Source organism: Anaerovorax odorimutans, from assembly GCF_024459955.1.
Lineage (GTDB): Bacteria > Bacillota > Clostridia > Peptostreptococcales > Anaerovoracaceae > Hominibacterium > Hominibacterium odorimutans_A.
Window position 1 is genome coordinate 124,904 of sequence record NZ_JANFXK010000012.1, and the last position, 12,400, is coordinate 137,303.

Genomic DNA, 12,400 nt, shown 5'->3' on the forward strand with positions numbered 1-12,400 from the left:
TGTACCAGAAGATTCCTTGTGGTATAATGTCATTTGTTCGAGTCCACTCGGATCAATATGGAATCATGCGAAAGCTTAAGATACTTAAAGGAGGTGCGGTAGATGTCAAGAAAATGTGAAATTTGCGGTAAGGGCCAGGTTTCCGGAAACAACGTGTCCCACTCAAACAGACACACGAGAAGAAAATGGAACGCTAACATTCAGAACATTAGAATTGAAGAAGACGGAAAAGTTAGAAGAGCCAATGTTTGTACCAGATGTATCCGGTCAAACAAAGTAAACCGTGCCATTTAACGAAAAATCAGGAGCTGTTATGCAGATTGCGTAGCGGCTTCTTTTTTATTTATGTAGGAAATATCGTTTTACGATATTTCCGGAATATCAACAAAGTCTACCGCCGGAAAGAATTGGCGAAGCAGGCTTTGTTTTGCTTTCAAGGATCTTCAAAAAAACACCAAATGCCGTTTTATGTTCCAGATGGCACGAAAAGGCTGTTATGTGAACATACTTTCTTCGAATTGTGTAAAAAGAGAAAACAAATTGGAGCGATTTCGAGATTGGAAGCACAAATTTATTCATACAAATATCCAAAGAGGAGCAAAATAGTGATTTTGAAAGATTGAATCAGCTTGCTTTATGTTCCAGTTTACCGCAAAAAGCGCCCAATGGAACATAAACTGCGCTTTTAACCTGTCAATGCCTCAGCAGATCAGGGTCATCTCCCATATTTTCCAAACCATCATATCAAGTTTATGCGCCAAACATCCAAAGCTATATCATCTCCAAGGCGGCTCCTGTATCACGCAGGCCATCTCCGCAGCATCCGCGTTTTAAAGCGGGCGAGGACCAATGGCCGGAGCGATAGGCAGGTTGCCTCCCTATCTATAATAAAGCCGTATCCCGCAGATCAGCAACAGAACGCCTAAAAGCAGAATCCATGCTTTTACAGGCAGGAAAAAAGCGCAGATCGTAACTACGCCGAAGACCAGCAGGATAAAACCGAGATCGCGGATATCCTGATGGCCGGCCGGCGGCTTCCTTCGTTTATTCTTTTTGCATTTATTCCGATTCATAGCATCACCTTTTTTATTCTATGCAAAAGATCCATCGGTTGTGCAAAGCGGTTTAAATATGCTAAAATGGATTAAACTATGAGGAGGAAGAACTTTGTTTACAGTAGAAACGGATTTAGGGACAATTACGGTTTCAAAAAATGCCATTGGCAAAATCGTGATCGAAGCTGTGGAGCAGTTTGACGGCAAAGTGATTATTTCCAATCACAAGGGAAAAGTTCCGGGCATCGTATCCAGATTCGGCGGAATGGACGATACCAGCATCATGGAGATTAACTCCGGTGAAAAAGGGTTGGATCTGAGAGTTTTCGTGGTTCTGCGCTTTGGAACGAGCATCACCCAGGTGACCAATCAGCTGGTGGATGATATCCATGAAAAAATGAAAGAATCTCTTGGCATTGAACCCAACAGTGTGGCGGTGGTCGTGACCGGAATGATTTCCAAGAATATTGCCAGAAGACATATCGAGGTGAGCAGATAAATGGAGCTTACGGAAAAGGTAACGGTCCTGAAGGGCATCGGGCCGAAAAAGGCGCAGGCTTTGGAAAAGCTGGAAATACGCACGATCGAAGATCTGCTGACCTTTTTTCCAAGAGATTACGAAGATCGGCGCGCTTTCTGCGCTATCGCCGATTTGCAGGAAGACCGGCCGGCCTTTGTACGGGCAAAGATCGAGCTGGTCATTAAAGATCCGTACCGAAGGGGGAAAAAGCAGATCCTGCGGCTCCTGGTCAGCGATAACAGCGGCCGGCTGGAAGTCGTTTTTTTTAATGCCCGCTATCTCGCGGATACGTTCAAAGTGGGAAAACAGTTTGATTTTTTTGGAAAGCCTTCTGTCAATTATGGAAAGACGCAGATGATACATCCGGATTTTTCAGTCAGTGAAAAGGGACTGATGCAGGGGATTCTGCCAGTCTATCCTCTAACCTCGGGCATCAGCCAGAAAGAAATGCGCCTCTGGCAAAAAACAGCGCTCAGCGCGGCTGCCGAAATGGAGGAATACCTGCCGGAAGACCTGATCCTCAGAAACCGGCTGTGCGATTTGGAGTACGCGGTTTGTAACGTACATTTTCCGAAAGACAAAAAGCCTCTCCTGCAGGGAAAGTACCGGCTGATATTCGATGAGCTTTTGGCTCTGCAAACCGGGCTTTTGGCATCAAAGCAGAAAACAGTCGGCGGAAAAAACGGTCTGGTCTTTTCAAAAGAGGCGGATGTGAAGGAATACATCGGTACTTTTTCATACGAGCTGACGGGAGCACAGGAGCGAGTTGTGGCGGAGATCACAGAAGACTTGGAATCAGGCAGAGTAATGAACCGTCTGGTACAGGGCGATGTTGGATCCGGTAAGACAGCCGTAGCGGAGATCGCGCTGTACAAAGCGGTTCGCAGCGGTTTCCAGGGCGTCCTCATGGCGCCCACGGAGCTTTTGGCAAAGCAGCATTACGCAGGTCTGTCCCGCAATTTTGCCGATCACGAAATCCGGGTGGGCATGCTGACCGGCAGCATGACTGCCCGTGAAAAAAGAGAGGTTCTGGAGCAGCTGGCTTCAGGAGAGATTCAGATTCTGGTGGGGACTCATGCCATCATCCAGCCGGATGTGGTTTTCCATAAGCTGGGCCTGGTCATTACCGATGAGCAGCACCGTTTTGGCGTAAAGCAGCGGGCCGCGCTCAGCGAAAAGGGAGACAATCCCCATGTGCTGGTCATGACGGCAACACCGATCCCAAGAACTCTGGCAGTGATTCTCTACGGCGATCTGGATGTTTCCGTGATTGACGAGCTTCCTCCGGGAAGGCAGAAAATCATCACCAGGGCGGTGGATGAAAACCAAAGGGACCACTGCTATGGCTTTGTGGAAAAAGAGCTGAGAAAGGGACGTCAGGCCTATGTGGTGGCACCTCTCATCGATGAATCGGAGGTTCTGGACGTAAAGTCGGCAGAAGAGCTGTATGAAGAACTGAAAGCGAGATTCGCGGATCAGGAAGTGGCACTGCTGCACGGAGCCATGAAGCAACAGCAGAAAGACGCAGTCATGACACAGTTTTATGAGAACCGGATCCAGGTGCTGGTGTCCACGGTGGTTATTGAAGTGGGAATTAATGTGCCCAACGCCACGATCATGGTTATTGAGAACGCAGAACGCTTTGGACTGGCCCAGCTCCATCAGCTCAGGGGAAGAGTCGGAAGAGGCTCTCATCAATCCTACTGCGTGCTGATTTCCAAAGGAACTTCGGAGATTGCCCTGCAGCGGGCGCAAATTATGGCGGACTCACAGGACGGCTTTTATATCGCTGAGCAGGACTTGGCTCTTCGGGGACCGGGCGAGATCTTCGGTACCCGCCAGCACGGTGTTCCGGATCTTTCCATAGCCGATCTGGCAAAGCATATAAAAATTTTAAATGACGTAAAAAAAGAGGCGGATCTCATCATTTCCGAAGATCCTTTCCTTGAAAGCGAAAAATACGCAGGCTTGAAAAAGCGTATCGCAAAGCTTTTCGGCGAAGATTTTTCTTTAAAGCTGTAAGATACCAAAAGCAGGGATTAAATCTAATTATTACATGACATACTTTCATCTCCCCGGGTTAAATTAATAGCGTACAGGAGGTGAGATAACATGGCATTACAGGAAAAGATTTATGAAAACGCAAAACCTGGTTTAAACAACTTAAAGACAGAAGTTGCCAGCGAACTGGGTCTGTCCAACTATGAACAGACTGACAAAGGCAACCTGACTGCAAGACAGAACGGTTATGTCGGTGGCTATATGACTAAGAAGTTAGTTGAAATGGCTGAACAGCAGTTATCCGGAAAATAACCAAAAACAGGTAAATTAACACAAAAGGTTAATATGCAAAAATGAGAGATATCCACTGGAAACTTTTTTCGGTGGATATTTTTCTCTTTTAACGAAAAAGCGTTCGAAAATCGCTGGAAACGTTGGAAAAAGGAGAGAACGCGTGCAATTATTACATGACATAGTTTCTCTGTCCCGGGTTAAATTAATAGCGTACAGGAGGTGAGAAACATGTCATTACAGGAAAAAATTTATTCAGACGCAAAACCTGGCTTAAACAGACTCAAGACTGAAATCGCAAACGAGCTGGGAATGGCAAACTATGACCAGATCGACAAGGGCAACCTGACTGCAAGACAGAACGGTTATGTCGGCGGTTATATGACTAAGCGGTTAGTCGAAATGGCTGAACAGCAGTTAGCCGGAAAATAACCGAAAGGGTTAAGCTGACTGACAAAGTCTAAGAAAGAAAATGAGAGATATCCACTGGAAACCTTTTTCGGTGGATATTTTTCGTTTCAGGGATTTTCTCGGTTCTCTTGCAATTTTTTACAAGTTTGAATATACTGAGTACAAGTGTGAGTGATATGTGTAAAGGGGAGGAAACAATGGATAAGGAAAAGAGAAGGTTAAAGGCGTTGCCCGGGATTCTGCTGGTGGTTACGGCGGTTGGTATGTTTAATTTAGGGAGCTATGCGATCCCGTCATTTCAGGACTACATAGCAGACGAGGTATATGAGGATGAACTTCTTATAACGGATATGACTCATCTGGCGCTCTGCGCAGTATGTTTTATTTTAATCGTTTTATTTATTCTATGCGGAAAGCCAAATCTGTTGCTGCCGGCCGCTGTGTTGTTTGTGATAGAGGAGTTTACTTTTAGCTGGGGTGAACCCTCTATAATATGCAGCGCCATCCTCTGCGTGATCTGTTTTTGTCAGGCAAAGGACGAATCCAGGGACTGGATTTCCATTGCCGCTCTGCTGCTGTACGGCGGGATGCTCTGCTATCAGATCCTTGAGCTTGTTTACACGGCTGCAGTGTACCTGACTGATGATAGAGAGCCTGTTGTACCGGTCCTTCTCAGCATTTTGGTCGTGGTGCTGCTGGCAGTATCCATAAAATTTGTAAGAAGGAAGGGAGACGCGATCTGGCTCAAATACGCCGCTGCTTTCTACCTGGTACAATACGTGCTGCAGGTCGTTAGGATGACGTTTACATACGGAGCGGAAGCATCGTTTGAGGATTCACTGCTTTTAACCGTGTTTAATTTATTTGTTATGATTTTTGTCTCTCCGGATATCCTTCTCAGCATCTATCTGCTGATTCGAAAAAAAGATGCGCTAATCCTGCACTAGGCATATGGCGTGTAATGTGGTAGAATACTAATTCGTGAGGTGAAAAAATGAGAATTATAGCAGGAGATTACAAGGGGAGAAGGCTTTATTCCCCGCTTGACAATAAAATAAGACCCACCACTGATAAAGTAAAGGAAGCGATTTTCAGCATTCTCAACAGCCATGTGGAGCTTGTCGGGAGCAACGTGTGTGACCTTTTCGCAGGGACAGGCAATCTGGGCCTGGAAGCCCTCAGCCGGGGCGCAGAGCATTGCTGGTTCGGCGATAGTTCCAGGGACAGCCTGAAATTGCTGCGGGAGAATATCAGCTACTGCAGAGCGGAAGACTATTCCACCGTACTGGCCGGGGATTTTCGAAAGGTCCTGGGGAGAATGAATACCCCATGCGATATATTCCTGTTGGACCCGCCGTACAACAAAGGCCTTTTACCGGAATGTTTTGAAATAATACGCAGGGAGGAACTGCTGGCGGAAGACGGCGTAATCGTAGCGGAGCACAGAAAAGAAGAAGTGCTGCCGGAGCAGCTTGCAGATTATGTAAAAATCAAAGAAAGAAAGTACGGAACCGTTGTAATATCAATCTATGGTTGATATCGGCGGCGTCTTTGTGATACAATACACTATATGACAACGGAGGATACATATATGGAAAATAAGGCCCTATATACCGGTTCTTTTGATCCGCTCACCAACGGACATCTCGATATCATTACCAGAGCCGCAAAGCTATACGACAAGCTGGTGATCGGCGTGATCGTCAATCCTTCGAAAAATTCGCTGTTCACTTTAGAAGAACGAAAGGAAATGATACAGAAAGTAACGGCTGATCTCCCCAACGTGGAGGTGGATCACTTTTCCGGTCTTTTGGCGGACTATGTCAACGAAAACCAATTCGATGTGGTGGTGAGAGGGCTGCGCGCCACCACCGATTTTGAGTATGAAATACAGATGGCGCAGATGAACGCCAGGCTGTACGAAGGAAACGTAGAAACGATTTTTCTGATGACCAGTCCCAGCTACTCTTTCCTCAGTTCCAGCATGATTAAAGAGGTACATTCTCTGGGCGGATGCGTAAAAGGGCTGATCCCGGAAATCATTTTAGAATATATGGATAAAAAAAATAAGGTTTAGGGAGGATACGAATGAAGGTATTAGAACTGCTAGAAGAAATCGAAGAAATTGTCGATACTGCCTCAGGGTTTCCGCTGACAGGTAAGATTATGGTGGACGCGCAGGAACTCTTGGAGATCGTAAGGGAAATCCGGCACGAACTGCCTGAGGAAATCCAGCAGGCGCAGTGGATTAAAAATGAAAGAGAACGGATTATCGCAGAAGCGAAAAACGAATACGAAGCAGTGATTGCCGATGCCAAGAGACAGGCAGAAGCTCTGGTGGAAAACGACGATATCACGGTCAAGGCAAAATTGCGTGCCGACGAGTTGATGCGTGTGACGGAAGAAACCGCCAAACAGCTGAAAATGAGCACTTACGACTACGTGGACAGCATCCTCTTCAACTTTCAGGAAAAGATGGAGCAGCTCAATGCGCTCTATTTCGGAGATATGTTCGGTACGATTGAAAAAACCTTTACCGATATCAACGCGACTCTTTCCAACAACAGGGAGGAGATCAAGGAGATGGCTTACCGTACTCAGATGAACGAAGACGACACCATGCAGGAGGCGGAGCCACATCAGGAAGATCAGAGCGGCGAGTAAGTTTTCTTTTATCCTGCTCAGTGAAAGCACACATATATCCATGATTTTGGGAATACCATAAATCATGGATATTTTTATGAGCCGAAAAAGAAATTATATAATCGCAGGCCTGCTGGCCGCAGCTTGCTGCGGCTTCATGGTCGTATTTCCATCCATCGCCATCTATTCTGCGCAGAAAGGGATTTATCTGTGGGCGCAGAGCGTTCTGCCGGCGCTGCTGCCGTTTTTTATCTGCGCCAATTTCCTCAACTATATGGGTGCGGTGAGGGTGATTCGCCCGAGTATGTTTCCCTTTGCCATGAGCGTTCTCTCCGGTTATCCGATGGGGGCCAAGATCATAGGCGATATGCGAAAAGAACATACCATTTCCCGGGCAGAGGCAAAGAGACTTATCAGTTTTTGCAGCACCTCCGGTCCAACCTTTATGGTGGGGGCCGTTGGCGTAGGCATGCTGGGCTCTGCGGCCGCGGGAATCCTGATCGCCGTGTCCCACTATCTGGGTGCGGTTTTAAACGGCATGATTTATTCCTTCTTTTTCAGAAAAAAGAGCAGAGAGCCTGCCGCTGCGGCCCCTCAGAATCGAAGAAATCAGGGCCTTTTGGAAATATTCACCGATGCGATTCTTTCTGCCTTCAAATCTCTGGCCATCATTCTGGCCTATATTATCCTGTTCATGTTCCTCACGGATTTGATGCATATGGGAGGACTGTTCAGCTGGATCGGGTATCCACCGCTGAAAGCGCTGGCAAAGGGTTTCTTCGAAATGACGGTGGGCTGCGGGGCGCTGTCGGAATGCATCGGGCTTTCCATGAGCCTCAAATGCGTGCTCTGTACCTTTGTTCTCTCCTGGGGAGGTCTTTCCATTATCGGCCAGTCCATGAGTATGCTGTCGGGATCGGGAGTCGGCCTGCCGTATTTTGCGCTGACAAAGCTGACCCATGCCATTCTGGCGGGAATAATCGCTTTGCTTCTCTGCGGGTGTGTGTTATGATACCTATATGAATGTTTTAGGAATCATAGCTGAATACAATCCGTTTCACAACGGTCATCTTTACCATCTGCGGCAGTGCAGGGAAAAAGCAGAGGCTGATTTTGTAGTTGCGGTCATGAGCGGTAACTTTACCCAGAGGGGAGAACCTGCAATCATGGATAAATGGGCCAGGAGCCGGATCGCTGTGGAGTGCGGTGTTGATCTGGTGCTGGAGCTTCCTTTTGCCTACGCGGTGAACAGCGCCGAATATTTTGCCCGGGGAGGGATCGGCATTTTAGAAGGCCTGGGCTGTGTGACACATCTGGGATTCGGAGCGGAAAAGGGGCATCCGGACGAACTGCGGCAGGCAGCGGTCTATCTGGCAAAAGAGCCGGATGCGTTTCGCAGCCTGCTGAAAAAGAATCTGGACGCAGGTCTTTCCTATGCAAAAGCCCGGGAATCCGCCCTGGCACAAATCATGGGCCCGCGGTTTTCGGAGCTTTCCGTCACACCCAACAACATCTTAGCTTTGGAATACCTGAAACAATTGCAATTACACAATAGCTCCATAAAATTTGTTATGGTAAACCGAAAAGGGGCGGGCTACCTGGATAAGGAGCCAAAGGCAGGAATTGCAAGCGCTACAGCGATTCGAAACCACTTGGATCCGGGACAGGTCGATCAGTACGTTCCTCAGGAAACGGCAGAGGCTCTGCGGCAGGCTCCGCCGCTGCGAGGTTATTTCGATTTGATTCGCGGGGCTGTTCTTTCCCGGTCTGCCGACCGGCTGGCACAGATTTTTTCGGTGGGAGAGGGGCTGGAAAACCGGATCAAAGACCAGATCCGCAGAGCGGATAACTTGGAAAGCCTGGTTGAGAAAATCGCTTCCAAACGCTATCCCAAGACACGGATCAGCCGGATACTGTGCCAGATTCTCATGGACCTTACCTCATTGGACGGCAGCTTATATGCCAGGGTTCTGGCGGCGGGAAACGGCGGTACGCGGCTGCTCAGGGAAATAAAAAAGACAGCAAAAATTCCGGTAATCACCAACATCAACAAAGTCGCTTCACTGCCGGGCCTTTGTGAAAAAGACATCCTGGCTTCGGATATGTACAATCTCCTTACAGGAGCAAGTTTGTACGAAAACTGCGATTATGTACGGCATCCTTATATCCGGGGAGACTGACAGGGACAATTTGCTTGAAAATCCCATGTAATGGGATTATAATATAAAATGTTGTTTTTATTAAATCACAAGATGGAGGAAAATTGAATGAAAGTATTAGTTATCAACTGCGGTAGTTCTTCACTGAAATACCAGGTACTCGATATGACAACTGAAGTATTGCAAGCAAAAGGGCTCGTAGAAAGAATCGGTATGGAAGGCGCTGTGATTACCCATGAAAAGATCGGCATGGATAAATTCAAGCTGGTTACTCCGATGGAGGACCACAAGGACGCCATCGGCCACGTACTGGACGCGATCATCGATCCGGATCACGGCGTAGTAAAAGACATGTCAGAGATCGGCGCTGTTGGACACCGTGTTGTACACGCCGGTGAAAAATACGCGGAATCCGTTGTAATCGATGATTCAGTGCTGGCGGCTCTGGAAGAGTGCGTAGAGCTGGCTCCGCTGCACAATCCGCCTAACCTCCTGGGAATCGCTGCCTGCAGGGAGCTGATGCCGGATACACCGATGGTAGCGGTATTCGATACGGCGTACCACCAGACAATGCCTCCGGAATCCTATATTTACGCAATCCCTTACGAATACTATGAAAAGTATGGTATCAGAAGATACGGTTTCCACGGAACCAGTCATAAATATGTAGCTGAAAGAGCGGCTGATATTATGAACGTAAATATCAACGATCTGAAAATTATCACCTGCCACCTGGGCAACGGTGCTTCCGTATCCGCTATCAAACGCGGTGTCTGCATGGATACTTCCATGGGATTCACACCGCTGGAAGGACTGGTAATGGGTACAAGATCCGGCGATATCGACCCGGCCATCGTTACTTATATCAGAGAAAAAGAAGGTCTGGCGCAGGGTGAAGCCAACGAAATCCTCAATAAGAAATCCGGCGTGCTGGGAATTTCCGGCGTATCCAGCGATTTCAGAGACCTGGAAGCAGCCGCTGCGGAAGGCAACGAAAGAGCGCTGCTGGCTATCAAAGTGTTTGCTCATAAGGTAAGATCCTATATTGGAGCATACATCGCGGAAATGAACGGCGTAGACGCCATCGTATTTACAGCCGGCGTCGGTGAAAACGATATCTCCATGAGAGACATCATCTGTAACGATATGGGCAACCTGGGAATCAAGCTCGACCTGGTAAAGAACAAGGTAAGAGGAAAGGAAATGATCATTTCCAGAGACGATTCCAGAGTTAAGATCATCCTCATCCCAACCAATGAAGAGCTGATGATCGCAAGAGACACTTACAGACTCTGTAAAGTAAACATTTAAAAGGGCCGTATCCTGCAAAGCCGGATGCTATAATTTCCGCACTTTACAAATAATTGGTTGACAATTTGTCCAACTGACTATATAATTGAGGAGTTGTAAAACGATTTTACACACAAATGAGCAAAAAGGAGGTGTAGAAAATGGCAGTACCTAAGAGGAAAACTTCGAAAGCAAGAAGAGATAAGAGAAGATCACCAAATATGAAGATGACCGCACCTGGACTTTCAATCTGTCCGCAGTGTCACGAGCCTAAGCTTCCACATAGAGTTTGCCCAAATTGCAATTACTACAACGGCAAGGAAGTCGTAGCTTCCGAAGCTTAATTGAAATATTGGTAACCGTAAAGAAGTGTCGCATAATACGATGCTTCTTTTTTTCTTTTTTGTTGTATGGAAAACAGACTACACAAGATATAGTTTTGTTTACATAATATATTATTAAAAATGACGGATTTTAGCGAATTTTTTCGAATAGAAGCTCCTTTCTTAAAATGAAAAGCTTGAAATTCTAACAGTTCAATTATATAATGTAATTGTTATTATATAGAAATATAGGAAATATTATTTATCAAGAGGTAAACATAATGAAGATTAGGAACAGAGTATTAAGCATTTTAGTGACAGCATGCATGGTGACATCGGCCTTTGCTTTCGCTCCGGGCGTCTTTGCTGAAGAAAGCGGAGAAACACAGCCACAGGGCGATGACAATCCCGGCACAGCAAGTACGGAATTTGTCATTACGGCAAAAGCCGCGCCGGAAGAGGGAGGTACTGTAAAAGTAAATCCCGATAAAGCTACCGGTGAAACGGAAGTTACTTATACTGTGACGCCGGAAAAGGGATATAAGACGACCGGTATTGCGATTGATGAGCAGACCGTCAATGTCGCTGATCCTTACGGAACCGTTTCCGGGACTTTCAAACCGGAAAAAGATACGGAAGTAACGGCGAATTTTGCCAAGCTGGCTCAATACAAAGTCACGACTTCTGTGAATTCTTCTTCAAAGGGAACCATCACGGCAGGAAAAACCGTTACGGAAAATGATTCCATGACCATTACCGCGGCGCCGAAAAGCGGCTATTATCTTTCCGACCTGCAGGTGGACGGTAAATCCGCAGGCGCGAAAGCTACATATACGCTGGATAATATTAAGGAGGACCATACGGTAAAGGCAGTTTTCGAGAAACAGGTCCGGATCATGCTGGACGCAGGCCATTACGGAAAATATAACAGAAGCCCGGTCTACTCCAGTTACTATGAATCCAACATGAGCTGGGCGCTGCACAACTATCTGAAAGCGGCGCTTGAGGAGTACGGTGGTTTTTATGTGGGCGTAACCCGCAGCAGCCAGGCCAAAGACATGAACGTTTATAACCGCGGTACAGCAGCCAAAGGCTATGACCTCTTTTTATCCCTCCACTCCAATTCCAGTTCTTCCAAAACCTCCGATTACCCGCTGATCATCACGCAGAAGGGCAATACAGGGGACAAGCTTGCCAAGAACCTGGGTAAGACCATTGAAAACACAATGAATACGAAGCAGGGATATAAAATATGGCAAAAACTCAACAGCGACGGCAAGACCGAATACTACGGCGTACTCAGAGGTTCCAAATCAGTTGGTACAAAGGGTATGATCCTGGAGCACTCCTTCCATACCAATCTGGCGGCGACCAAATGGCTGTCCAGTAACGCCAATCTGAAAAAGATGGCCGAAGCGGAAGCCAAAGTAATCGCGGACTACTATGGAATCACTGAGGGCGTCGGCTCATCCTCCGGCAGCTCCGGCGGAAGTTCCGATTCAAACGTAAATTCCGGTTCTTCATCTTCCGGCAGCTCGTCATCAAAGGTTGTGAGCAATAGCCAGAAAGTGAAGGTAACCGTGAGCAGCCTGAACATGAGAAAGAGCTACAGCACCAGTTCCAAATCTATGGGCAAAGCCAAGAAAAACACGGTTTACCAGCTGAAAGCCAAGACAAAGGACGGCAAGTGGGGACAGATCAAAACCA

General features: G+C 47.0%; 15 protein-coding genes. 14 read left to right on the forward strand and 1 reads right to left on the reverse strand.

Annotated elements, in window-relative coordinates; all coding sequences use genetic code 11:
• Positions 1–102 precede the first annotated feature (102 nt).
• Entirely contained in the window at positions 103–294 is a 192-nt protein-coding gene (rpmB, locus tag NE619_RS11650; RefSeq protein WP_256132594.1) for a 50S ribosomal protein L28, read from the forward strand.
• A gap of 584 nt (positions 295–878) precedes the next feature.
• On the opposite strand, the gene NE619_RS11655 is transcribed toward rpmB, so the two are convergent.
• On the reverse strand, positions 879–1,073 hold the full coding sequence (locus NE619_RS11655; protein ID WP_256132595.1) for a hypothetical protein: 195 nt from the start codon (positions 1,071–1,073) through the stop codon (positions 879–881).
• Positions 1,074–1,167: 94 nt separating this feature from the next.
• Between NE619_RS11655 and NE619_RS11660 the strand changes: the two genes are divergently transcribed.
• The 13 genes from NE619_RS11660 to NE619_RS11720 form a co-directional block, all read left to right on the forward strand.
• A complete protein-coding gene (locus NE619_RS11660) occupies positions 1,168–1,554 on the forward strand; it encodes an Asp23/Gls24 family envelope stress response protein (protein ID WP_256132596.1) in 387 nt (128 codons plus the stop codon).
• Positions 1,555–3,597, forward strand: a complete 2,043-nt coding sequence (recG, locus tag NE619_RS11665; protein WP_256132597.1) for an ATP-dependent DNA helicase RecG — start codon at positions 1,555–1,557, stop codon at positions 3,595–3,597.
• Positions 3,598–3,687: 90 nt separating this feature from the next.
• The gene (locus tag NE619_RS11670) at positions 3,688–3,888 is read left to right on the forward strand and encodes an alpha/beta-type small acid-soluble spore protein (protein WP_256132598.1); all 201 of its coding nucleotides are present in this window, start codon (positions 3,688–3,690) and stop codon (positions 3,886–3,888) included.
• A gap of 210 nt (positions 3,889–4,098) precedes the next feature.
• A complete protein-coding gene (locus NE619_RS11675; protein ID WP_256132599.1) occupies positions 4,099–4,299 on the forward strand; it encodes an alpha/beta-type small acid-soluble spore protein in 201 nt (66 codons plus the stop codon).
• A gap of 176 nt (positions 4,300–4,475) precedes the next feature.
• On the forward strand, positions 4,476–5,225 hold the full coding sequence (locus NE619_RS11680; RefSeq protein WP_256132600.1) for a hypothetical protein: 750 nt from the start codon (positions 4,476–4,478) through the stop codon (positions 5,223–5,225).
• 47 nt (positions 5,226–5,272) lie between these two features.
• Positions 5,273–5,815: a 16S rRNA (guanine(966)-N(2))-methyltransferase RsmD gene (gene rsmD, locus NE619_RS11685; protein ID WP_256132601.1), complete on the forward strand. Its 543-nt coding sequence runs from the start codon at positions 5,273–5,275 to the stop codon at positions 5,813–5,815.
• A 54-nt stretch (positions 5,816–5,869) separates the two neighbouring features.
• Entirely contained in the window at positions 5,870–6,355 is a 486-nt protein-coding gene (gene coaD / locus NE619_RS11690) for a pantetheine-phosphate adenylyltransferase (RefSeq protein ID WP_256132602.1), read from the forward strand.
• A gap of 11 nt (positions 6,356–6,366) precedes the next feature.
• Positions 6,367–6,942 (forward strand): hypothetical protein, encoded by a 576-nt coding sequence (locus tag NE619_RS11695; protein WP_256132603.1) that lies wholly within the window; start codon positions 6,367–6,369, stop codon positions 6,940–6,942.
• 76 nt (positions 6,943–7,018) lie between these two features.
• The gene (locus tag NE619_RS11700; protein WP_256132604.1) at positions 7,019–7,933 is read left to right on the forward strand and encodes a hypothetical protein; all 915 of its coding nucleotides are present in this window, start codon (positions 7,019–7,021) and stop codon (positions 7,931–7,933) included.
• A 7-nt stretch (positions 7,934–7,940) separates the two neighbouring features.
• On the forward strand, positions 7,941–9,101 hold the full coding sequence (locus NE619_RS11705; protein ID WP_256132605.1) for a nucleotidyltransferase: 1,161 nt from the start codon (positions 7,941–7,943) through the stop codon (positions 9,099–9,101).
• A gap of 87 nt (positions 9,102–9,188) precedes the next feature.
• Positions 9,189–10,391 (forward strand): acetate/propionate family kinase, encoded by a 1,203-nt coding sequence (locus tag NE619_RS11710; protein WP_256132606.1) that lies wholly within the window; start codon positions 9,189–9,191, stop codon positions 10,389–10,391.
• 140 nt (positions 10,392–10,531) lie between these two features.
• A complete protein-coding gene (gene rpmF, locus NE619_RS11715) occupies positions 10,532–10,714 on the forward strand; it encodes a 50S ribosomal protein L32 (protein ID WP_148395258.1) in 183 nt (60 codons plus the stop codon).
• Positions 10,715–10,974: 260 nt separating this feature from the next.
• Positions 10,975–12,400, forward strand: a 1,426-nt coding sequence (locus NE619_RS11720) for an N-acetylmuramoyl-L-alanine amidase (protein WP_256132607.1), incomplete at its 3' end; no start/stop codon positions are given.

Excerpts from the sequence above, each read along its gene's own strand:
- rpmB (WP_256132594.1), top strand. The coding sequence starts at position 103 with ATGTCAAGAAAATGTGAAATTTGCGGTAAGGGCCAGGTTTCCGGAAAC.
- NE619_RS11655 (WP_256132595.1), bottom strand. The coding sequence starts at position 1,073 with ATGAATCGGAATAAATGCAAAAAGAATAAACGAAGGAAGCCGCCGGCC.
- recG (WP_256132597.1), top strand. The coding sequence starts at position 1,555 with ATGGAGCTTACGGAAAAGGTAACGGTCCTGAAGGGCATCGGGCCGAAA.
- NE619_RS11670 (WP_256132598.1), top strand. The coding sequence starts at position 3,688 with ATGGCATTACAGGAAAAGATTTATGAAAACGCAAAACCTGGTTTAAAC.
- NE619_RS11675 (WP_256132599.1), top strand. The coding sequence starts at position 4,099 with ATGTCATTACAGGAAAAAATTTATTCAGACGCAAAACCTGGCTTAAAC.
- NE619_RS11680 (WP_256132600.1), top strand. The coding sequence starts at position 4,476 with ATGGATAAGGAAAAGAGAAGGTTAAAGGCGTTGCCCGGGATTCTGCTG.
- rsmD (WP_256132601.1), top strand. The coding sequence starts at position 5,273 with ATGAGAATTATAGCAGGAGATTACAAGGGGAGAAGGCTTTATTCCCCG.
- coaD (WP_256132602.1), top strand. The coding sequence starts at position 5,870 with ATGGAAAATAAGGCCCTATATACCGGTTCTTTTGATCCGCTCACCAAC.
- NE619_RS11695 (WP_256132603.1), top strand. The coding sequence starts at position 6,367 with ATGAAGGTATTAGAACTGCTAGAAGAAATCGAAGAAATTGTCGATACT.
- NE619_RS11700 (WP_256132604.1), top strand. The coding sequence starts at position 7,019 with ATGAGCCGAAAAAGAAATTATATAATCGCAGGCCTGCTGGCCGCAGCT.
- NE619_RS11705 (WP_256132605.1), top strand. The coding sequence starts at position 7,941 with ATGAATGTTTTAGGAATCATAGCTGAATACAATCCGTTTCACAACGGT.
- NE619_RS11710 (WP_256132606.1), top strand. The coding sequence starts at position 9,189 with ATGAAAGTATTAGTTATCAACTGCGGTAGTTCTTCACTGAAATACCAG.
- rpmF (WP_148395258.1), top strand. The coding sequence starts at position 10,532 with ATGGCAGTACCTAAGAGGAAAACTTCGAAAGCAAGAAGAGATAAGAGA.